At 62.7% G+C, this 20954-nt stretch carries 22 protein-coding genes and 1 other RNA gene; 10 read left to right on the top strand and 13 right to left on the bottom strand.

All coding sequences use genetic code 11. The annotated features are described in order from the left end of the window. Nucleotides 1-93: 93 nt before the first annotated feature. On the top strand, nt 94-471 hold the full coding sequence (locus G7A66_RS14180) for a response regulator transcription factor (RefSeq protein ID WP_232366705.1): 378 nt from the start codon (nt 94-96) through the stop codon (nt 469-471). Between the two features lie 12 nt (nt 472-483). Continuing rightward, nucleotides 484-714 (top strand): response regulator transcription factor, encoded by a 231-nt coding sequence (locus tag G7A66_RS14175; protein WP_232366704.1) that lies wholly within the window; start codon nt 484-486, stop codon nt 712-714. A 14-nt stretch (nt 715-728) separates the two neighbouring features. Here G7A66_RS14175 and G7A66_RS06985 read toward each other — a convergent pair whose 3' ends face one another. After that, nucleotides 729-1406 (bottom strand): extensin-like domain-containing protein, encoded by a 678-nt coding sequence (locus G7A66_RS06985; protein ID WP_232366703.1) that lies wholly within the window; start codon nt 1404-1406, stop codon nt 729-731. A gap of 66 nt (nt 1407-1472) precedes the next feature. Next, nucleotides 1473-2957 carry a sodium/proline symporter PutP gene (gene putP / locus G7A66_RS06980; RefSeq protein WP_174294961.1) on the bottom strand — a complete coding sequence of 495 codons (1485 nt, stop codon included), beginning with the start codon at nt 2955-2957 and terminating at the stop codon, nt 1473-1475. On the opposite strand from putP, the gene G7A66_RS06975 reads away from it, so the two are divergent. Further along, the gene (locus G7A66_RS06975) at nt 2956-3795 is read left to right on the top strand and encodes a hypothetical protein (protein ID WP_232366702.1); all 840 of its coding nucleotides are present in this window, start codon (nt 2956-2958) and stop codon (nt 3793-3795) included. The genes putP and G7A66_RS06975 overlap by 2 nt on opposite strands. Nucleotides 3796-3885: 90 nt before the next feature. On the opposite strand, the gene typA is transcribed toward G7A66_RS06975, so the two are convergent. Further along, on the bottom strand, nt 3886-5709 hold the full coding sequence (typA, locus tag G7A66_RS06970) for a translational GTPase TypA (RefSeq protein ID WP_174294960.1): 1824 nt from the start codon (nt 5707-5709) through the stop codon (nt 3886-3888). Nucleotides 5710-6044: 335 nt separating this feature from the next. Here typA and G7A66_RS06965 point away from each other — a divergent pair, with 335 nt between their 5' ends. Beyond that, complete coding sequence (locus G7A66_RS06965) at nt 6045-8702, top strand: TonB-dependent receptor (RefSeq protein WP_174295012.1); 2658 nt, start codon at nt 6045-6047, stop codon at nt 8700-8702. A gap of 94 nt (nt 8703-8796) precedes the next feature. On the opposite strand, the gene G7A66_RS06960 is transcribed toward G7A66_RS06965, so the two are convergent. From G7A66_RS06960 to G7A66_RS06950, 3 genes are all read right to left on the bottom strand, one after another. Continuing rightward, nucleotides 8797-9987: a class I SAM-dependent methyltransferase gene (locus tag G7A66_RS06960; RefSeq protein WP_174294959.1), complete on the bottom strand. Its 1191-nt coding sequence runs from the start codon at nt 9985-9987 to the stop codon at nt 8797-8799. Between the two features lie 102 nt (nt 9988-10089). After that, the gene (locus G7A66_RS06955; protein WP_174294958.1) at nt 10090-12627 is read right to left on the bottom strand and encodes an ABC transporter permease; all 2538 of its coding nucleotides are present in this window, start codon (nt 12625-12627) and stop codon (nt 10090-10092) included. Then, nucleotides 12624-13358 carry an ABC transporter ATP-binding protein gene (locus tag G7A66_RS06950; protein WP_174294957.1) on the bottom strand — a complete coding sequence of 245 codons (735 nt, stop codon included), beginning with the start codon at nt 13356-13358 and terminating at the stop codon, nt 12624-12626. The genes G7A66_RS06955 and G7A66_RS06950 overlap by 4 nt, the downstream gene beginning before the upstream one ends. A gap of 50 nt (nt 13359-13408) precedes the next feature. Here G7A66_RS06950 and G7A66_RS06945 point away from each other — a divergent pair, with 50 nt between their 5' ends. Beyond that, nucleotides 13409-14167 (top strand): arylesterase, encoded by a 759-nt coding sequence (locus G7A66_RS06945; protein ID WP_174294956.1) that lies wholly within the window; start codon nt 13409-13411, stop codon nt 14165-14167. A gap of 13 nt (nt 14168-14180) precedes the next feature. Here the strand turns inward: G7A66_RS06945 and recF are convergent, their stop codons facing one another. Next, nucleotides 14181-15269, bottom strand: a complete 1089-nt coding sequence (gene recF / locus G7A66_RS06940; RefSeq protein WP_174295011.1) for a DNA replication/repair protein RecF — start codon at nt 15267-15269, stop codon at nt 14181-14183. Nucleotides 15270-15491: 222 nt separating this feature from the next. Here recF and G7A66_RS14400 point away from each other — a divergent pair, with 222 nt between their 5' ends. After that, nucleotides 15492-15623 (top strand): hypothetical protein, encoded by a 132-nt coding sequence (locus G7A66_RS14400; RefSeq protein ID WP_269748172.1) that lies wholly within the window; start codon nt 15492-15494, stop codon nt 15621-15623. Then, nucleotides 15620-15835, top strand: coding sequence for a PspC domain-containing protein (locus G7A66_RS06935; RefSeq protein ID WP_174294955.1), 216 nt, complete (start codon nt 15620-15622; stop codon nt 15833-15835). The genes G7A66_RS14400 and G7A66_RS06935 overlap by 4 nt, the downstream gene beginning before the upstream one ends. An 85-nt stretch (nt 15836-15920) precedes the next feature. On the opposite strand, the gene G7A66_RS06930 is transcribed toward G7A66_RS06935, so the two are convergent. The 5 genes from G7A66_RS06930 to G7A66_RS06910 form a co-directional block, all read right to left on the bottom strand. After that, on the bottom strand, nt 15921-16703 hold the full coding sequence (locus G7A66_RS06930; protein WP_174294954.1) for an SDR family oxidoreductase: 783 nt from the start codon (nt 16701-16703) through the stop codon (nt 15921-15923). Between the two features lie 25 nt (nt 16704-16728). Further along, entirely contained in the window at nt 16729-17232 is a 504-nt protein-coding gene (locus G7A66_RS06925; RefSeq protein ID WP_332310512.1) for an NUDIX hydrolase, read from the bottom strand. Between the two features lie 74 nt (nt 17233-17306). Continuing rightward, entirely contained in the window at nt 17307-17981 is a 675-nt protein-coding gene (locus tag G7A66_RS06920) for a TPM domain-containing protein (RefSeq protein WP_174294952.1), read from the bottom strand. After that, entirely contained in the window at nt 17982-18848 is an 867-nt protein-coding gene (locus G7A66_RS06915; protein WP_332310511.1) for a TPM domain-containing protein, read from the bottom strand. Between the two features lie 11 nt (nt 18849-18859). Then, nucleotides 18860-19483: a LemA family protein gene (locus tag G7A66_RS06910; protein ID WP_174294951.1), complete on the bottom strand. Its 624-nt coding sequence runs from the start codon at nt 19481-19483 to the stop codon at nt 18860-18862. A gap of 92 nt (nt 19484-19575) precedes the next feature. Here G7A66_RS06910 and G7A66_RS14395 point away from each other — a divergent pair, with 92 nt between their 5' ends. The 3 genes from G7A66_RS14395 (at nt 19576) to ssrA (ending at nt 20527) form a co-directional block, all read left to right on the top strand. Continuing rightward, nucleotides 19576-19707: a hypothetical protein gene (locus G7A66_RS14395; protein ID WP_269748171.1), complete on the top strand. Its 132-nt coding sequence runs from the start codon at nt 19576-19578 to the stop codon at nt 19705-19707. After that, nucleotides 19704-20198: a large conductance mechanosensitive channel protein MscL gene (gene mscL / locus G7A66_RS06905; protein ID WP_174294950.1), complete on the top strand. Its 495-nt coding sequence runs from the start codon at nt 19704-19706 to the stop codon at nt 20196-20198. The genes G7A66_RS14395 and mscL overlap by 4 nt, the downstream gene beginning before the upstream one ends. Beyond that, nucleotides 20185-20527, top strand: a transfer-messenger RNA (tmRNA) gene (gene ssrA / locus G7A66_RS06900). The genes mscL and ssrA overlap by 14 nt, the downstream gene beginning before the upstream one ends. A gap of 61 nt (nt 20528-20588) precedes the next feature. Here the strand turns inward: ssrA and G7A66_RS06895 are convergent. Then, nucleotides 20589-20849 carry a hypothetical protein gene (locus G7A66_RS06895; RefSeq protein ID WP_174294949.1) on the bottom strand — a complete coding sequence of 87 codons (261 nt, stop codon included), beginning with the start codon at nt 20847-20849 and terminating at the stop codon, nt 20589-20591. Nucleotides 20850-20954: the final 105 nt, after the last annotated feature.

Below are 20954 nucleotides of genomic sequence, written 5' to 3'. Positions count from 1 at the left end.
GCGCCCGACTTGAAAGGGAATGCCCCTTCCTAAACCTCCGCATTGGCGGCACTCCGGAATGCGCCCGTCCGCTGCTCGCGGCAAGTTGCGGGCATGACACAGCGAACCACACTCCACTTCGTAACAGCCACCAGTCGCCTGCGGGCCGAACTCGCCCGCATTGCATTCGCCCTCGGCCATCACGCCGAGGTCTATGCCGATCCGCAGGAGTTGCTGCGCCATCCTCCGCGCAATGGCATTGTCCTTGTCGAAGACGACCGGTCCGAAGGCGGCGTTCCCGCGATCTTGGCCCATCTGGTGACGCAAGGGTTATGGCTGCCCATCGTGGCGCTGGGAGAGGAGCCCGATGTCACCACCATTGTCACCGCAATGAAGGCGGGTGCGCTCGATTATCTGCCGCTGCCGCTGGACCCAGCCAGGCTGGAGAACACCTTGATCAATGTGACGGAGGAAGCCGAAGCCTTTGGCTAGGCGCGTCGCCGGATGATCGAGGCGCGCGGGCGATTGTCGGCACTGTCCGGGCATGAGCGCGAGGTGCTGGATTGGCTGAGCCGCGGCAGCAGCAACAAGAACATCGCCCGCGAACTCGATATCAGCCCGCGAACCGTCGAAATTCACCGGGCCAACATGATGAGCAAGCTGGGCGCGAACCACGCGGCCGACGCGGTGCGTCTGCGGCTGGAAGCACAGCTGGAGGATGTGCAGGAAGCCTGATGTCCGCCGCTCCGTCAGCGGCAGAAGCTGTCGCCGGTGCGCTCGATGTGGAAATGATCCCGGTGCGCGGCGTTGTATTCGGGGCCGAGCACGGTACCGAAGCGCTTGCAGGCGCTCTGCTGGACAATCCGAAGGAACTGGCGGCGACGCGGATCGCCGCCGTTCCAGTCGTCTGCCAGGACGATCCGTCGACCATCCTTCAGGACGAAGGCGCTGACGTCCACGGCCTCGGCACTCGAATGGGAACTACGGCGGCCCGAACCGGCGATATTGCGGCAGGAATAGCTGCCGAAAGTCTCGATCCGCAGCAATCCGCTGCCGAGGATCTGCCGCGCCGCACGGTCGACACCGTAGCGGGCCCAACCTGCCGTGGCTTCCGCCAGCGGGCAGGTAATCGGGCCTATGTTGCTGAGGCCGAAATCGCTCGTATCGCCCTGCAGGGCGTTCAGTTGCACGCTGCCCAGAACCGAACATCCCGCGCCGTAATAGCGATCGGGCAAGGGGCTGAACTTCGCGCCGACATTGTCGAGATTGGCGATGCAGCGGGCCGCATCCGGGCTCCGCACGACGGGGCCGCGCGCGACTGGCGGAGCGCGGGTAGCGGATGAAGCGCTCGGCTGGTCATCCGGCGCGCTGCGACCCGCTGGCAGAAGGGAGCAGCCGGAAAGGGCAATCGCGCCGATCAGGGCCATGACAGGCGCAGATTTTCGCAAGTTCCTCATTACCTCCCAATTGGCCCGGCGGGCCTGAACCTTCCTCTAACGCTGCACCGGTGACGCGACGGGCGGTGCGGAAGCTGCGGTCATGCGGCTGACCACGACAATGGCGAGCCATGCGGCGATGAAACCCGGGATGATCTCGTAAATGCCTTCGCCGCCTGCGAATGAGGCGTTCCAGCCCGCTGCGATCCAGACGATCACCACCACCGCGCCAGTGATCAGCCCTGCCAGCGCCCCGGAACCGGTCATGCGCGGCCAGGTCAGCGCCAGAATAATCAGCGGCCCGAACGCCGCGCCGAATCCGGCCCAGGCATTGGAGACGAGGCCCAGCACCTCGCTCTCGGGATCGGCAGCGATGGCAATGGCGGCAAGCGCCACCAGCGCAACGCACAGCCTGCCCACGTTCACAATTTCTCTCTCGCTTGCAGTCTTGCGCAGGAACAGGCGATAGAAATCCTCGGTCAGCGAACTCGACGAAACGAGCAATTGCGAGGAAATCGTGCTCATGATCGCGGCCAGCAATGCTGCGAGCAGGAAGCCGGTGATCAGCGGGTTGAACAGCAGCTCGGCCAGTACGATAAAAATGGTTTCAGGGTCTTCGACCACTATGCCGTTGCGCTGCACATATGCGCGGCCAGCCAGACCCACGCCCAGCGCGCCGATCAGCGCGACGCCCATCCAGATCATGCCAATATTGCGCGCGGTCGCCACGTCTTCCACGCTACGCACGGCCATGAAGCGCACGATGATGTGCGGCTGACCGAAATAGCCGAGACCCCATGTCACCGCCGACAGGAAACCGATTGCCGTCAGTCCTTCGGTCAGGCTGAGAAAGCCGGGTTGCACGGTGGTGAGCGATTCACCCGCGCTGCCTCCGGGCCCGAACATGACCACCAGTGGCATCAACACCAACGCGACAACCATGATGCAGCCCTGCACGAAGTCGGTCAGGCTCACAGCCAGGAACCCACCGACCATCGTGTAGGCGAGCACCACGCCGGCCGTCAGCCAGATGCCGGTCATGTAGTCGCTCATACCCGTATCGCCGAACAGATTGGCGAAGCTGGTCACGAACAATTTGCCCCCGCCGACGAGGCCCGCCGCCGTATAGACGGTGAAGAACAGCACGATGATGATCGCGCTGGTCACCCGCAAGGCGATGGCACGATCGGGGAACTTGTTTGCCAGGAATTGCGGAATGGTCAGCGCATTGCCGAAATCCTCCGTCTGGCGGCGCAAGCGAGGGGCGACGATGATCCAGTTCGCGAAAGCGCCGACGAACAGGCCGATGCCGATCCAGGCCTCGACCAGCCCCGCCGCATACAGCGCACCCGGCAGGCCGAGGAGCAGCCAGCCAGACATGTCCGATGCGCCGGCGGACAGCGCCGCCACGGCAGGATGCAGGTTCCGCCCTCCGAGGAGATAGCCTTCGCTGTCGGCGGTGGATTTGCGCCATGCGTAAAGACCGATGGCGATCATCAGGATGAAATAGAGAGCGAGGGAGATCAGGGTTCCGGTCTGCATGGCCGGGGCAATAGGGAATGGCGGACGCATTGTCACCAGCGGCGGGCGGAACCCTCACAGCGGCGGACCGTTGGCAGGCCGTATGGCGGCCCTTTCCCTAACTCTGGTGACAGCGGCGATGGCCCTGGGTTTCGCGGCGATCCATCTGTTTATCGGGAGGCTGGAATGGCTCGAAAGCCTGCCGCGCAACCGCTTCCTCTCCTTTGCCGGTGGGGTGGCGGTTTCCTATGTCTTCCTGCATGTTCTGCCCGACCTGGGCGCCCATTCGGCGGAGATTTCGTCTATTGCGGGTCGTGATCCGGTCAGGGTGGAAAGCCTCGTTTACGGCCTCGGTCTTCTAGGTCTGATGGTGTTTTTCGGGCTGGAGCGCAGAGTGCGGCAATCCCGGCAGGAGAGCCGCCACCGTGGCGAGGGCGACCGGATGAGGGAGGATGTGCTGTGGCTGCACATCGCCAGTTTCTCGGTGCTCAACTTCCTGATCGGCTATTTGCTCAACAATCGCGAGGAGATGGGGGCGGTCTCGCTCATTCTTTATTTCGGCGCGATGGTGCTGCATTTCGTCACTGCCGATCTCGGCATGCGGCGCGATCATGCGGAAGCTTACGACAAGATCGGGCGATGGATCATCGTCGCCGCGGTGATGGGCGGGTGGCTGGCCGGATTACATGTCGAACTGCCACCGATCGCGATCGGTTGCGTGTTCGCCTTCGTATCGGGCGGGATCATTCTCAACGTGCTGAAGGAGGAACTGCCCGAAGATCGCGACAGCCGCTTCCTGCCGTTCGGCGCCGGGGCTGCGCTGTTCGGGTTGATGGTCATCGCCGAGAGAACGCTCTGAATTCATCTGCCAAAACAGAAGCCGCACAACTGCAAGTAGCAGATGTGCGGCTTTGTCACCTGATGGAACCGACGCCCAAACGCCTCGATATCAGTCCTCGACGCGGCGGCTCGCCTTCTTGCGCTCGTTCGGATCGAGGATGGCCTTGCGCAGGCGGATCGTTTCCGGCGTCACTTCGACCATTTCATCATTGTCGATATAGGCGATGGCCTGTTCCAGCGTCATCACGCGCGGCGGGGTCAGGCGAATGGCATCGTCCTTGCCCGTGGAGCGGAAGTTGGTGAGCTGCTTCGACTTCATCGGGTTGACTTCGAGATCCTGCGGCTTCGCATTTTCGCCGATGATCATGCCTTCGTAGATCTTCTGCTGCGGCACGATCATCAACTCGCCCCGATCTTCCAGCGCATTCAGCGCGTAACCGACCGCTTCGCCCGTTCCGTTTGAAATGAGCACGCCATTGGCGCGGCCTTCGATCGTCCCCTTGTATGGACCGTACTTCTCGAACAGCCGGTTCATGATGCCGGTGCCGCGCGTGTCGGACAGAAATTCGCCGTGATAGCCGATCAGCCCGCGCGAGGGTGCGGAGAAGGTGATCCGGGTCTTGCCGCCGCCGCTGGGGCGCATGTCGGTCATCTCGCCCTTGCGGGCCGCCATCTTTTCCACGACCGTTCCCGAATGTTCCTCGTCCACGTCAATGACGACGGTTTCATAAGGTTCGGTGCGGTTGCCGTTCTCGTCCGTCTGGAACAGCACGCGGGGGCGGCTGATGCCGAGTTCGAAGCCTTCGCGGCGCATCGTTTCGATGAGCACGCCCAGCTGCAATTCGCCGCGGCCTGCGACTTCGAAGCTGTCCTTGTCGGCGCTTTCGGTAACACGGATGGCGACATTGCTTTCCGCTTCGCGCGCCAGGCGGTCGCGGATCATGCGGCTGGTCACCTTGGTGCCTTCGCGGCCGGCCATCGGGCTGTCGTTCACGGAGAAGCGCATCGACAGCGTCGGCGGGTCGATCGGCTGCGCGTGCAGCGGTTCGGTCACTTCGGGGTTGGCGATGGTGTCGGCCACGGTCGCCGTGGTCATGCCCGCAATGGAGATGATGTCACCGGCATTCGCCTGTTCGACCGGGACGCGTTCCAACCCGCGGAACGCGAGGATCTTGGATGCACGGCCGGCTTCGACGACCTTGCCGTCATTGTTCAGCGCGTGAATCGGATCGTTCACCTTGATCGACCCGCTGGCAACCAGGCCGGTGAGGATGCGGCCAAGGAAATTGTCACGGTCGAGCAGGGTGACGAGGAACTTGAACGGGCCGTCCTTGTCCGCTGCCGGTGCAGGAACATGCTCGACGATCTTCTCGAACAGCGGCGTCAGATCGCCCTCGCGCGCTTCCATGTCGGTGCTGGCGTAGCCGTTACGGCCAGAGGCGTAGAGCACGGGGAAGTCGAGCTGTTCGTCATTCGCATCCAGGCTGACGAACAGGTCGAAGACCTCGTCCAGCACTTCCTGCGGGCGGCCATCGGGGCGGTCGATCTTGTTGACGACGACGATGGGCTTCAGCCCCAGCGCCAGCGCCTTGCCGGTGACGAACTTGGTCTGCGGCATCGCGCCTTCGCTGCTGTCGACCAGCAGGATAACGCCATCGACCATCGACAGGATGCGCTCAACCTCACCGCCGAAATCGGCGTGGCCGGGCGTATCGACGATGTTGATGCGCATGTCGTTCCATTCGACACTGGTGCACTTGGCGAGAATGGTGATCCCGCGTTCCTTTTCCAGATCGTTCGAATCCATCGCCCGTTCCTCGACCCGCTGATTTTCGCGGAAGGTGCCGGACTGACGGAAGAGCTGGTCGACAAGTGTGGTCTTGCCGTGATCGACGTGGGCGATAATCGCCACATTGCGTAAGGAAGCGGTCATCGCCTGGGGAACTTTCGTGTTAGTATGGTTGCCTGCTGGCGCCGGAAACGAGGCCGTGAACGAATGCGGCTGCCGCTATGGCGAACCGCGAACCGGCCGTGATCCGGCAGTCGCGCGCGTCTCTAGCCGATATGGTGCGATGCAGCAAGCGCAGCGCTGTGTCGAAGCGGCAACATTCGCGCGGCCGTTTGAACGATAATTGCCGTTCCTGCTTGAGATATGATGAACCCAGCCTTATCCCGCGCCCAGAAACGAGTGCTCAGGACTTGGCAGTTCCGTGTGACAGCCATGTGACGAAAGCGCCGTAATCATGAGGATGTCCAGCTTTGAAGACCATGAATCGTGCCGCCCTTCTGTCCGGCGCCGCCGCCTTTGCTTTCCTTCTTCCCGGCGTCGCTTTCGCCCAGGAAGTGAACCCCGCCGAACCCAACCCCGACGATGACAATTTCGAACTGAGCCAGGATTCGGCAGTCGGCAACCAGATCGTCGTGACCGCAACGAAGCGCGCCCAGACGTTGCAGGAAATTCCGGTCGCCGTCACGGTGACGACGGCGGAAACGCTCGAGCGCGCTCAAATCCGCGACCTGCAGGATCTGCAGTCGGTCGTGCCGTCGCTGCGGGTTCAGCAGCTGCAAAGCTCCGCCAACACCAACTTCATCATTCGCGGCTTCGGCAATGGCGCGAACAATGCCGGTATCGAACCTTCGGTCGGCGTGTTCGTCGACGGCGTCTATCGCAGCCGCACGGCATCGCAGATCTCCGATCTTCCCGACGTTGCCCGGATCGAGGTTCTGCGCGGGCCGCAGTCCACCCTGTTCGGCAAGAATGCCTCGGCTGGCGTCATCTCCATCGTCACGCAGGAGCCTGAGTTCAGCTTCGGCGGGCAGGTCGATGCCTCCTACGGCAATTTCGATTCGAAGGTGCTCAAAGGTCTGCTGACCGGCCCGATCACCGATTCGGTTGCAGTCAGCCTGGCTGGCGGCATCAACAAGCGCGACGGCTATCTGTTCGACGCCAACACCGGCAACGATGTGAACGACCGCGATCGCTGGTTCGTGCGCGGACAGGCACTGTTCGAAAACGGCGGGCCGCTTCGAGCGCGTATCATCGCCGATTACGACAAGGTCGATGAACTCTGCTGCGGCGTCATCAATCTGCGCCAGTCACCCGCAACGCAGGCGGTCTTTGCCGTCGGTGGCCGCGTCAACGACCCGGCGGATCGTTTCGACGACGTCATCTACAACAATTTCGACTCGCTCAACGACATCGAGAATTACGGCATTTCGGGCCAGCTCGACTACGAACTCGGCGACTTCACGCTGACCTCGATCACCGCCTATCGCGAATCGCGCGCCTTCACCAACCAGGATGCCGACTTCACCAGCGCCGACCTGATCGGCCGCAAGTCGGACGATATCGCCATCGACACTTTCACGCAGGAACTGCGCCTGGCGGGTGACATCACCGACCGGATCAGCCTGCTGCTGGGCGGCTATTACTTCAACGAGGAAGTCGACCAGTTCAGCCAGTTGCAGTTCGGCGACGATTTCCGCCCCTATGCCGACCTGCTCATCCAGGGTGCATCGAACGGCGCATTCAACGTGCCCTTGCTCGAAGGCACGATCGGTACGATCCTCGGTGACCCCACTCGCTTCCAGGGGCAGTTCTTTGCCGACGGGCAGGGTTCGGACGAAAGCTACAATCTGACCAATGAGGCTTATAGCGCCTTCGGTCAGGTCGATTTCGAACTGATCGACGGGCTGACGCTGACGCTGGGCGGCAATTACACCAACGACAAGAAGGCGATCACCACGAACGTGATTTCCGGTGACGTCTTCTCCGGGCTGAATCTGCGGGCCATCGGCAATGCGGGTATCTTCCAGCAGGGCCTGTCGCAGCAGGTCGGCGGGCTTCTCGGCCTCGGACGCCCTGCCACGGCAGCGGAAATCGGCGCATTCGCCGCAGCCAATCCGGCGGGCTTCGGGGCAGTCTCGGCTGGAGTGCAGGCTTTCGCCGATGCGAACGACCTCAACCCGGCATTGAACCCGCTGATCGCCTTGCGCAGCCTCCAGTTCCAGCCGCCGTTCCTCAACGTGCCGAATGCCGTCGAGGATGGCCGGACCGACGACGACAATTTCAGCTACACCATTCGTCTCGCTTATGACGTGTCGCGCCAGATCAACGTCTATGCTTCCTACGCGACCGGTTTCAAGGCGAGTTCCTTCAACCTGTCGCGCGACAGCCGTCCGCTGGCCAGCGACATAGCCGCGCTGACGCAGGCCGGGCTGCTCCTGCCCAATCTGACGACCGGTTCGCGTTTTGCAGGACCTGAGGAATCGACCGTCTATGAAGCCGGAATCAAGGCCGATTGGGGTTTTGCGGGCGCGAACCTGACCGTGTTCCAGCAGGAGATCGACGGCTTCCAGTCGAACATCTTCACCGGCACCGGCTTTGCGCTGGCGAATGCCGGTCTGCAGGAAACCTTCGGCATCGAATTTGAAGGCATCGCCCGCCCGTCGGACGAACTGACGCTCAACACGTCGTTCACCTATCTGAACCCGAAATACGACAGCTTCCCGAACAGCGCGATCGGCGACCTCTCGGGCTTCCAGGTGGCCGGAATCCCCGAACTGTCCGCTACTTTTGCGGCGCAGTATGACAAGGAACTCGGCAATGGCGACCGCGTGATCCTGCGCGGGGACTACCATTACGAATCCGAAACGCAGATCATCGATGGCCTGCCCGGGTTCCTTGCCGGTGGACAGGCGGCGGCGATTGCCGCGGCGCGTCCGTTCCGCCGCCAGGTGGACGACGTGAATGCGTCGCTGACCATTGCTTTCGAAAACGGGCTGGAAATCTCCGCCTGGGGCCGGAACCTGCTGAACGATCGTTACCTGCTGTCAGTGTTCGACTCCGTGGCACAGGCGGGGTCGCTTTCGGGCTATCCCAACCAGCCGCGTACCTATGGCGGTTCCGTTCGTTATCGCTTCTGATCGGAGCTGTTCCGCAAGGAAAAGGGGCCGTTCGCGGCCCCTTTTTTTTGTTGTGCAGTTTGCCTGGCAAGAAGAGAAAGCGTCTTTCGCCTTTCTACTCCTTTATCCCCACGAAATAATTCAGGCCGATACCCTGCCGGCCACGGAACAGATGTTTGCAGGCTAGAACGGCATCGCGGGTTCCCTCGTAATCCTTGCGCTCTATCGCCTGCATGACCGTGGCGACTTCATCCAGCCACGGCCCAAGTCCACGTATGTCACGCAACGTCCTGTCGTGGCGAACGTCCGCCAGTTCGCGGCATCTTTCGACCTCACCGAGGATTTCAGTCGGATTCAGTTGCTCTGCACGAACGTCATTGATCGAATCCGCCAGTTCGCGGAAAGCGCTGTTGAATGGCGCAACCCTGATTTCCATCTCTGCCAGGAACTCGGAATCGTCTCCCTTCTGGGTCGCCCACAACCATTCAGGATTGCTGAGCACTTCGGGGAAGGCGCGCAGATCGGTGCGGTTTGCCAGATTGTCGGCTAGCACAGCGGGTGTGACGGGCGGCCAACTGGTAAAGAGCTTCAAGCCATTCTGACGATGCCAGCTGACGATGTCCGCTACGGAAACGAAGTCCATTCGCGGGTTCACGTAAGTGTCAAAAATTACCGCCTTGCGAGCGCGGCCGCCCAGCTTTTCAGCCCTGTCGAGATGCTCCTCGAACAAATCATTGGCCACCCGCTGAATGGCTTCTTCGTCTCGCCCGGCGAAGGTATAGATGATGTGGCGTTGCAGATTACGCTGGATCGACCCGGCCGCAGAACCGATCCCGAGGATGTTGATGCCGCCCGGCTTCAGAAAGGAAACCTGATGCGCAAAGGCCGCAGCCTTGTCGTCGGTATGATGGATGACGCCGCAGCTTGCCGTGATGTCGTACAGCCGTTCGCTTCTGTAATTGAACAATTCGCCGCGTACGAATTCATATTGCGCGGAGGGTTCGAATTTCTCGAACAGGAAACGCGCTCTGGCGATTGCTTCCTCGTTCATATCCACGAAGGTGCATTTTGCTCCCCAACGCAGGTAAGCAAGGGAGCGTTCGCCGGTTCCTGATCCGAATTCAAGCAGATCGGCACCATTGAATACGCGCGGCAAAAGTTTCAGGGAATGCGTATAGAGATCGTCGGCGAAAATGCGCAGCTTTTCAAAAGCGGCATGGTCTTCCTCGATCTTGTAAGTCGAAGGGTTCTCCTTCTTGTAGACCTCGAGAACCTTTTCGCCGATTGCATTTGCCGGATGAGACATCCCGATCCCTCTCTCATTCACAAGATGTGCAACGAAGGTGTCGATCACATCCTATGTCTGCGGGAGTAATGATGGGCAGAGGCGGCTGCAACAAAGATCGTGTCACAAGGTGCGGAGTGCCTGGGCGGGACGCGCGCGCAGCAACGGCAATGATCCGGCGAGTGCGAAGGCGAGGACAAGCGCCAGTCCGGCGCCGAGCACAGCCAGGATCCAGCCCCAGTCGGGCAGCCAGTCGAATTCGAACAGCTGGGTGATGACCAGCCATGCCAGCCCGCTTCCAAGCCCAAGTGCAACGACCGCAAGGATGAGGGCCAGGGCGCCATATTCCAGCAGCTGCATGATCAGCACCTGTTTGCGGCTTGCCCCCAGCACACGGAAGATCACCGTATCGTAAGTACGCGCGGCGCGGGCGGCGGCGATTGCCCCCATCAGCACTGCCAGTCCGGCCAGTACCGCCACGGAGGCCGCAGCCAGCGTCGCCAGTCCGACCTGCCCCAAGATGACGCGGGCCTCTGCCAGCACCTGTCCGATTTCGATGACGGAGCTGGACGGGAACTGGTTCACCAATCGGCGCAGCAGCGGCCCGGCCGCTGCGCCGTCGGGCAAGTCGATCGTTGCAGCCAGATTATGCGGCGCATCGGCGAGCGTATTGGGCGAGAAGACCAGCACGTAATTGAAGCCGAGGCTTTCCCAATCGATACGCCGGAAATTGGCGATACGTGCGGTTCGCTCTACGCCCAGAACGCCGATGGTGAGCATGTCGCCTATTTCGAGCCCGACAGCCTCGGCCAGTTCCGCATCGACGGATACGAGGTTCTCGCCGTCCCACCCCTGCGGCCACCATTCGCCGGTTGTCACCACGTTGCCCGCAGGAACCTCCTCCGAATAGGTCAGGCCCCTCTCGCCGCGAAGAGGCCATGCGCCGTCGGGGATCTTCTCGAGATCGGCCACGCGGGTCATTGCACCTTCCGGGCCATAGGCGAGAATGGCTCCGCGCAGTGCCGGCACCGTGCGGATCGCGGCGTCGGGATGGTCGGAGCGCACAACGCTGCGGAAAGCGGCTTCCTCGTCGCGGGGGATGTCGAGAACGAAATAATCCGGCGCCTCGTCAGGAACGCGCTGCTGGATATTGCCGTCGATGGCGGTCTGGACCGCCGCGAGCAGGACGAAGGCCGACAGGCCGAAGCCCAGCGCGGTCACCAGCGCTCCGGTCGATGCGCCGGGCCGGTGCAGATTGGCGAGCGCATTGCGCAGCAGCGGATTACGGGGGCTGGGCAGGCGCTCCGCCAGCTTCCGGATGCCAATCCCCAGCAGGCCGAGCAACGCCAGCGCCGCTGCAGCGCCCAGCAGGAACCCGCCCGACAGCAGCGGCTGCTTGGCCTCGATCAGCGCGAGGGCCACGATGGCTGCCAATCCGCCTGCCACCCAGGCCAGCGCCCGCCGGTCGCGGCCAAGGGGCACGACACGCGAACGCATAAGCGCCATGGCGGGAAAGTCCCGCGCCCGCAGCAGCGGGGTTGCGGCGAATACCAGCGCCACCAGCAGTCCATATGCAGCAGCGACGAGCAACGCGACGGGTTCGAAGACAAAGCCCGTCTCGACCGGCAGCAGACCGTCCAGCGCTTGCGCCAGCAGGGGCGTGACCAGCATGCCGACGACCAGCCCGGCGACCGTTCCGACCAGAGCGGCAATCCCGATCTGCAGCGCGTAGATGCGGGCAATGTCGGTGCTGGTGGCGCCGAGTATCTTCAGGGTTGCGATGCTGGTTCGCCGAGCCTCCAGATAAGAGGAGACGCCGCCGCCGATTCCGATGCCCGCTATGACCAGAGCGGCAAGACCGACGAGGGTCAGGAATTCGCCCATCCGGCTGACGAAGCGTTCGGCCCCGGGGGCGGCGCGTTCGCGCGTGTCGATCTCGAAGCCGGATGACGGGAAGCCGCTCTCCAGCTCGTCACGCACGGCCTGCGGGTCGCGGTCGGGGGTGAAAGCTACGCGGTACTTGCTCTGATACATCGCCCCTGGCGCGAGCAGGCCTGCACGGGCCGGCAGATCTTCGGCGACGATGATCGTGGGGCCGAGCTGGAATCCTTCGCCCAGCCGGTCCGGCTCGTCCGCGATGACCCCCGCCGCCACCAGTTCGGCGCTGCCGATGCGGAAGCTGTCGCCGACCGAGATGCCCAGCCGGTCAATCGCGCCCTGTGCCAGCCACGCGCTGCCGGGTGGAGGCGCGGCGGCGGTGCGTCCGTGGGCCAGCGTGAGCGTGCCGTAGAGCGGCCACGCCTCGTCCACGGCCTTCAGTTCGACGGGTGCGGTGGATTCGTCAGCGACGGCCATGGCTTGCCAGCGAGAGCCGCCGGAGACCTGCCCATATGCTTCAAGTGCGCCCAGTTCCTCGCTGTTCAGCGCGCGTTGCCACACTTCGATCTGAAGGTCGCCCCCGAGAATTTCCTGCCCGCGCGAAGAAAGCTCGCCGTCTATCGCTGCGGTCAGCGTGCCGATGGCAGCGAGCGCGCCGGTGCCGAGAAACAGGCAGACCAGCAGCAGCCGCAAACCGCGGAACCGTGCGTTCAGATCACGCCGTGCAATCCGCCAGGCATCCGACCAGCGTAGTGCCGGGGCTGTTACCCTGCCGTCGCTCACGCCGCCGCTGATCCTGCGTCTTCCGCAGTGTCGCTGGCGATGCGGCCATCGGCCATGGTCAGAACCCGCTTGCACCGTTTGGCGAGGGCGGGGTCATGCGTGATGACGACCAGCGTTGCCCCCGTTTCAGCCCGGCGGGCGAAGAGAAGTTCGACAATGGTCTCGCCGGTGGTGACATCGAGATTGCCTGTCGGTTCGTCGGCGAAGATCAGTTCCGGGCGCGGCGCGATGGCGCGGGCGAGGGCGACGCGCTGCTGCTCTCCGCCCGAAAGCTGGGCGGGATAATGGTGCAGGCGGTGGCCGAGGCCAACCGCCTGCAACTCCGCTTCGGCGCGCGGGCGGGCGTCTGCCGCGCCAGCAAGCTCCATCGGCGTGGCGACATTTTCCAGCGCGGTCATCGTCGGCAAAAGGTGGAATGCCTGCAGCACGATGCCGATCCTGCCGCGCCGCGCCATGGCGAGGGCGTCCTCGTCCATCGCCCGGAAATCCGCGCCTGCCACATCGAGCGTTCCGCCGCTGGCGCGCTCCAGTCCGGACAGCACGGCCATCAATGAAGATTTGCCCGATCCCGAGGGGCCGAGCAGCGCCAGCACCTCACCGCGCTCCACATCCAGATCGATACCGCGCAGGATGTCGACAGGTGCCGAAGCCTGGCCGAGAGTAAGGGTGAGGTCGCGCGCCCTTATGGCGGTGTGGGGGCGATTGGCGAAGCTTTCGGAGGGGCTTGTCACGATGCGGGAATGACATAGGCTGCGCGGAACAGCAAGGAAGGTCGCCGATCATGAAACGCCGTCTGTCGATTATCTCTCGCCGCACATTGGCCTGCGCGCTTGTGTCCGCCTGTCTTGCGCTGAGTGCCTGCGGAGCGGAAGCGGAGCGCGAGGAAGCAGCGACGGTCGTCACGGCAGAAGATGCCACGGCGGGAACGACGGCAGCGGCGGAAATGCCGGTCATGGGCCCGCAGCGCAATGTGCTGGCTTTCGGCAACAGCCTGTTCGCAGGCTACAATGTCGATCCGGATGAAAGCTATCCGGCGCGGCTTGAAGCGGCCTTGCGCGCCCAAGGGATCAATGCACGCGTCGCCAATGCGGGCGTGTCGGCGGACACGACGGCTGCGGGACGGCAACGGCTCGCCTTCACGCTCGATGCGCAGGAGAGCAAGCCCGAACTCGTGATCTTGGAACTCGGCGGGAATGATTTGCTGCGCGGCATCGAACCGGCAGAGACGCGCGCCAATCTCGAAGCCATGCTGCAGGAGTTGCAGTCGCGAAACATTCCGGTGCTGCTCATGGGCCTGGTCGCGCCGCCGAATTACGGACCGGAATTTCAGCAGGCTTATGACGCAATCTATCCCGAGCTCGCGGAACGCTACGGTGCGGAGCTGGTGCCGTTCTTCCTCGAACCGGTTTATCAGCGTCCTGATTTGATTCAGGCGGATCGCATCCACCCGACGGCGCAAGGCATTGAAGCGCTGGTCGCCGCGACGGCCGACGATGTTGCCGCCGCTTTGCCCGACGCGGCTTCTGCCAACGACGATTGACGCGGCGGCAAATTCAGGAGATTCGTTCGACCCTGCCGCCTTCGACGCGCCAGATTGCGGCTTCCGCTCTTATGTGTTCGAACGGGGCGATCTCCGTGCCGGTCAGCCAGACTTGCGCGCCGCTTGTCCGGAGCCGGTTGAAAAGGGTGCGGCGGCGCAGCGGATCGAGATGGGCCGCCACTTCGTCCAGCAACAGCAATCCGGGGCGGCCTCGCGCCGCCAGCACGGCATGGGCGAGGCTCATGGCAATGAGCAGCGCCTTCTGTTCGCCGGTGGAGCCCATCGCCGCCGGAACGCCGCGCCCGGCAATCGTGACCAGCAGATCGTCCCGATGGGGGCCGGTCAGGCTGCGTGCTGCGGCACGATCGCGAGGGCGACCCACGCGCAATGCATCACGGAGCGCCTCTTCGCCGAATGGCACCTGCGTGTCATAGGCGAGGGAAGGGCGGGCGAAGGGTTCGTCGGGCAGCAATGCCAGTTCCGCGCCGACAGCGGAAATGATCGACGCGCGCTGCTGCATCAGGGCCGCGCCCTGCCGCGCCATCTGTGCCTCCAGGGCTTCCAGCCATTCCGCCTCGGGCCGGGCCTCTTCCGCCAGCAGGCGGTTACGTTCGCGCAAGGCGTGTTCGTAGCGGGCAGCCACAGAGGCATGGCCGGGTTCCACCGCCAGCACCATGCGGTCGAGAAAACGTCGCCGCGCTCCGGCGCTGTCGGTGAACAGGCGTTCCATGGCCGGGGTCAGCCAGCCGATCGCCAGCCATTCGCCGAGGCTGGCGGCGGTCGTCGAAGCTCCGTTCACCTTCACCAGCCGCCGGTTGGGACGGTCGGGTTCGGTGTAGGTGCCGATGCGGATCAGGTCCTCCGCATCCCCCGCAATCAGCGATGCGCCAATGGCAAAGCCGCCCGGTCCGCCGTTTCCCGCCATCTCCGCCAACCGGGCCGAGCGCAACCCGCGCCCCGGTGAAAGCAGGGATAAGGCCTCAAGGACGTTGGTTTTGCCTGCCCCATTCTCTCCGACGAGTAGGTTGAATTGACGCGTGCCGTCGAGCGCCGTCGCTTCGTGATTGCGAAATCGGGAGAGGGAAATGCGGTCAAGTGCCATGCAATTCAGCGGATAGCGCCCGACTGCCAAATGCACCACGATTAAGACGAATCCTGAACTATGGGAATTTGCGCCACATGTTTGGATTTTAGATCATCTCTCCCGGGCAGCGCCGGTTAACAATCGCTGAATTTCATGGCTTTTCGAGTTTGGCACACCCGTTGCAATGCATTGTTCATCGGATGGAATGGTCCTCCGACAAAAGTTCAAAGGAGCCTTCTCATGAAAGTCAGCAACCTCTTCGGCGCCCGTTTCGCAGCCGCCGTTTCGTCCATCATGGTCTCCGCCATGTTCCTGGCCATCGCCATCGTGCCGGCCAGCCCCACCATCGCAATGTCCGGAGTTGTCGCATGAACGAAGATCGCCCAGACCGTGCAAACCGCCAGATCACCCGGGATTTCCGCCTCGACAAGACTAACGGCAAACTGGCCGGGGTCTGCGCAGGCATCTCCGACTATTTCGGAGTGGACGTCACCCTTGTCCGGATCCTGTTCGTGGTTGGCACGCTGATCGGCTTCGGTTCACTGCTGCTCATCTATATCGCCATTGCCCTGATCGCCGATTGATGATGCGGACCTGCCCGAAGGCGGGCCGCATCACATCGGCAGGGCAGCGCGATCCCTTGCCGCCATCCACCACAAAAACCCGGAATTACATCGCCGAAATGCCGCCATCCACCTTGATTTCGGCCCCCGTTACGAAGCGACTTTCATCACTGGCGAGGTAGAGCACGGCCGAGGCTATATCGGCTGGCTGCCCCACGCGGCCCAGTGGAATTTGCCGGGCGAGCTTATCCATGACAACGCTCTTGTCGATGCCCGCATTCTTGCCGATGCCGTCCAGAATGGGTGTGTCGATGAAAGTGGGATGGACTGAATTGCAACGAATATCCCACCCCTTCTTGGCCCCGTAAAGCGCCACCGATTTCGACAGCATCCAGACCGCCGCCTTGCTGGCATTATAGCCCGGCATCGTATGGCTGGCGATCAGTCCGGCAATGGAGGATATGTTGATGATGGAAGCGGGCTGGCTGTCCTTCAACAGGGCCATGCCATGCTTGCAACCGAGAAAAGGACCGTCGCTATTGACCGCGAAACCATGCCGCCAGTCTTCCAGCGTGCAGCTTTCGATATCGCCGCGAACTCCGATGCCCGCATTGTTGACGAGAACGGAAAGCCCGCCGAGCTTCTCGCGCGCGGAATTCATCACGGCGATCCACTGATCTTCCTGCGTCACGTCATGCTGCATGGCGAAGGCCGTGCCCGCGGCGGTTTCCGCGTTGATCGCCTCAGCGCTTTCTTCGGCCCCGGCGCCGTTCATGTCGGTAACCAGCACCCTGGCACCTTCCTGCGCCAGCCGCATTGCGATGGCTGCGCCAAGGCCCTGTGCGCCGCCCGTCACCAGGGCCAGTTTGCCCTCTACCCGTCCCGCCATGTGCAACTCCCTTCTTCGCTGAATATCAAAGATGGCCGTGAGCCAGAAGCAGGCCCATCACCCGCACGTCGATTCCGCAACCGCGTTCGCGTGCAGCATCGATGAATGTTCCGAGGCTGCCGAGTTCGACGCGATGGACGGTGATGTCCTCACCCGCGACACCGCCGCCTGCGCCGACCTTTTCCAGACCCCTGGCGCGAACCAGCGTGAAACTCTCACTGACCATCCCCGGCGATGAATAGAAAGTGCCGGCGTCTTCCAGATTGGCGGCACGGTAACCGGTTTCCTCTTCCAGCTCGCGCCCAGCAGCCTCTAGCGGGTTTTCGTCCGCGCTCTCGGCATCGTCGCCGATCAGCCCCGCCGGCAGCTCGATGCAGCGCCGCCCCATCGGCACGCGATATTGTTCGATCAGGATGACGTGGCCGTCCTCCACTGCAAGGATAACCGCCGCCCTGATGTTGCGGGCGCGCCCGACATATTCCCAGCGACCGCGCCTCTTGGCGGTGATGAACTTCCCCTGCCATACGATCTCTTCGGCGGCGCCGGCTTCGGACGTATCGCCACCATAGACAGCGTCGGTAGAATGCGCAGGGGAGGGTGTGTTCAAATCTCGATCAGCCGGTCTGGAAGCTCGTTCACATCGTCCTCTTCACGAGGAAAATGCTCGGCAAGAACTGCTCCGACGCGCTCGATCGCGGCGATCATGCCTGCGGCGATGTCACCCTGCTTCAGTTCAACCAGCATGGCCGCCATCGCATCACCCCAGACATGGTCGTCGACCTTTTCCGCAATGGCCCGGTCGGCGACGATCTCGGCGCGATGTTCGTCCATCGACAGATAGATCATGATGCCGGTCCGTCCATGCGTGCGGCGTTCTGCGCCGACGCGGAAGAGGGCGATGGCCCTATCCTCCACCCGCGCCGTCTTGACCCTGCCCGGCACCAGAGCGAAGCGTACCGCGTCGTTCAACTGGACGAGCCAGACGATAAGAAACGTCAGTATTCCGATGCCAGCCGCCATGGCAAAAATCTCGCCATCCGGCCATTCGGCGTTCCAGCTTTCATGCAGCCCGGCATAGGCGTCCAGCGGCCAATGCGGCACGAAGGCGAGCAGGGTGAGCAAAGTGAATGCTACCAGTGCCGCCCAGGCGAGCGCGATATCGCTGTAGCCGTCGCTGCGTTCTGCCAGCACCGTCACGATCTCGCCCGAACTGCGCCGTTCCGCTTCTCCGACCGCATCGCTGACGCGGCGATGATCTGCTTCTGACAGGAGCGCCATCTACCAGCCCCCGCTCGCGCCGCCGCCATTGAAGCCGCCGCCGCCCCCGCCGAAGCCGCCGAACCCGCCGCCGCCGAAATCGCCGCCGCCAAAGCCGCCGCCGCGCCCGGAATTGGCCGCAGCGTTCAATGCACTCCACAGCACGACCTGGCCGATGCCGGATGCCATGCCGCCGCGGTAGCGTCTGCGGCTGCCGCGACCGCCGCGTCCGAACAGGACCATGAAGGCGAGGATCAGCATGATCCAGAAGATCACGCCGCCGATATTCGCTTCTTCCGAATTGCCGCCACCTTGCGCCTCGGCTGCCGCTGCGGCTTCGGCGATAGCTTCCGCCGTGGCCGGATCGGCGTCAAGGATCTCGCGGATCTGCGCCACTGCCGCCACGATCCCGCCCGAGAAGTTGCCCTCACGGAAAGCAGGCACCATCGTATCGCGAATGATACGGCCCGATAATGCGTCGGTCAGCCGCCCTTGCACCCCGCGCGCGGTGGCAATGCGGATTTCCCGTTCCTGCTGCGCGACCAGCAGCAGCACGCCTTCCTCGGTTTCGGCACCGCCGATGTCCCATGCTTCGACGAGTGTCTGGGCATAGTTTTCGATCGGCTGTCCGGCGAGGCTGGGCACGGTGGCGACGATAATCGCGCGCCCGGTCGTCTGATTATAGTCGCGCAACTCCCGTTCGAGCGCCACTTGCTCCGCAGGCTCGATGATGTTCGCCGCGTCCAGGATCGGCCCCTCGGGCCGGGCGGGAATGTCCTGAGCCGCTACTTGCCCGATCGCCAGGAAACAGGCCGCGAAAGACGCGAGGGCCAGCTGCAGCAGCAGCCGGTGTATCCGCGATGCAGGAGCGGCATTCGGAAGGATCACCCCCAACGCGCTCAGTTCCCTGCTTCCGCTGTGCCGCCCATTCCGCCGAAATCGACAGTCGGTGCGTTCTGCGCGCCGGGATCGGCGGAGAAGGGCTCCATCCGTTCCGCGCCGTGGATGATGTTCGCCCCGATGGAGGACGGGAAGGTGCGGATTTCGGTATTATAGGCCTGCACGGATTCATTGTAGCGCGTACGGGCGACGTCGATCCGGTTTTCCGTGCCCTCAAGCTGGGTCATCAGATCGGCAAAGCGCGCCTGGCTCTGCAATTGCGGGTAGTTTTCCACCACCGTTCGCAACTGGCCAAGCGCCTGCGTCAGCTGATTCTGCGCCTCCTGAAAACGCTGGAATTCTGCCGGATCGGACAGATCGTCGCTGGTGATATTGATGCTGGTGGCGCGGGCGCGTGCTTCGGTCACGTTGCTCAGGATTTCGCTTTCCGAACCTGCTGCGGCGCGGACCGTCGCCACCAGATTGGGGACGAGGTCGGCGCGGCGCTGATAGGCGCTCTCGACATCGCCCCAATGCGACAGCGCTGCTTCCTCCAGCGTCGGAACGGAATTGATGCCGCAGGCCGACAGCGCGAGCGATGCGCCGACGATGCAGGCGGTGCGGCGAATTGTCTTTATCTTCATGCCCTAACTCCTTGCGTTTGGCCAGCCGTGGCGGCCCTGTGCGGCCGTTCTTCAACGCGCCGCAGATGTCTGTATTGCCTGATTAGCACACCTTGCTGGCGAGGCAACAGGGTGAAACCGTATTCGCCGCACCCTTGCGCCGCTGCTGCGGCACTGGCATCGGCAGTGGCGAAAGGCTCGCTTTCGGTGCGGGCGAGACAATTTTCGGCGGGATCATCGCGTGACTGTTCTGGACGAATTCAAGAAATTCATCGCGAGGGGCAACGTCCTCGACCTCGCTGTCGGCGTCGTGATCGGCGCCGCATTCGGCAGGATCACGACCTCGTTGACCGAAAGCATCCTGATGCCGCTGATCGGCTGGATCTTCGGCGATGTCGATTTTTCCAACTGGTTCATCCGCCTCGGCCCGATCCCGGCCAACTATAGCGGTGCCGCCGACAATTACGCGCAATTGAAAGAGGCTGGCGTGGCCATGATCGGCTATGGCGATTTCCTGACGCAGATCCTGAACTTCCTGATCCTCGCTTTCGCCCTGTTTCTCATCGTCCGCGCGGCCAACCATTTGATGGATGCGGCGGAGGAGGAGAAGAAAGAAGCGGAGGATACCTCGAAAGTCGAAGAGGTCGCGACCGATCCGCAGCTTGACGTTCTGAAGGAAATCCTGGGTGAACTGAAGCAGGGCAGCGCGGCGGCTTCGCCAGACACTTCACATTAAGGAATAAACGTCTATATGGGTTCTGTCGGTTTCGGCCGGCTATGGCGATAAACTGCGGTGTGCAATAAGCACAACGGACCCGGGGGCAGTACCCGGCGGCTCCACCAAAAGCTGCGCGAAAGCGTGGTTTCTGACGGGGCCGAACTAGGATCGACGTGTGCCCAAAAGCACTGTTTTCGCCCGGGTTGAGAATCCCCGTTAAAAGCTCGCAACACACAAGTGCCAATGACAATGAAGCACTCGCAATCGCCGCGTAATTTTAAGGCCTAGCGGCCTGAATTTACAAAGCTAAGCGCGGTTGGACTCACCGGGCAACAGAAGAGATACCGGGGCTCCGGGGGTAGCTAGCAACAGAAACCCCCACCTTCATTCAAGACTGGCGGCGGGTTCTCAGGTCGATTCCTGAGGCGTCGACGCGCGCGCTTCGGCTTGTCGCTTCTCGCCCTCATATCTTACGCAATCGAGGATCTTGGCTCCGGCCAGGAACACCGCGCCTGTGCAGGCGAGGAATAGCAGCAAACCGCCCATGCCGGGATATTCGACCAGATAGGCTTTTCCGCGCTCCACCGCGCCGAGCGCCAGGGCGTAGATTATCATGAACGCTTCCCAGCGCGTCTTGATAGTAAATAATCGCTTTACCTTGCGTAGCACATCCAACCTTCCGTTAACGTGCCTAAAGGCAAGGACCGTGCCATTGCAGGAATCCTGCGCAAGACGGTGGTTAACGGGCTAGTAGCCATTGACGATTTGTAAAGC

The sequence above is a fragment of the Alteripontixanthobacter muriae genome (assembly GCF_013336795.1).
In the GTDB taxonomy this organism is placed as follows: domain Bacteria; phylum Pseudomonadota; class Alphaproteobacteria; order Sphingomonadales; family Sphingomonadaceae; genus Pseudopontixanthobacter; species Pseudopontixanthobacter muriae.
The sequence above is the reverse complement of the archived record's forward strand: the minus strand, read 5'-3'. Positions and strand labels throughout refer to the sequence as shown.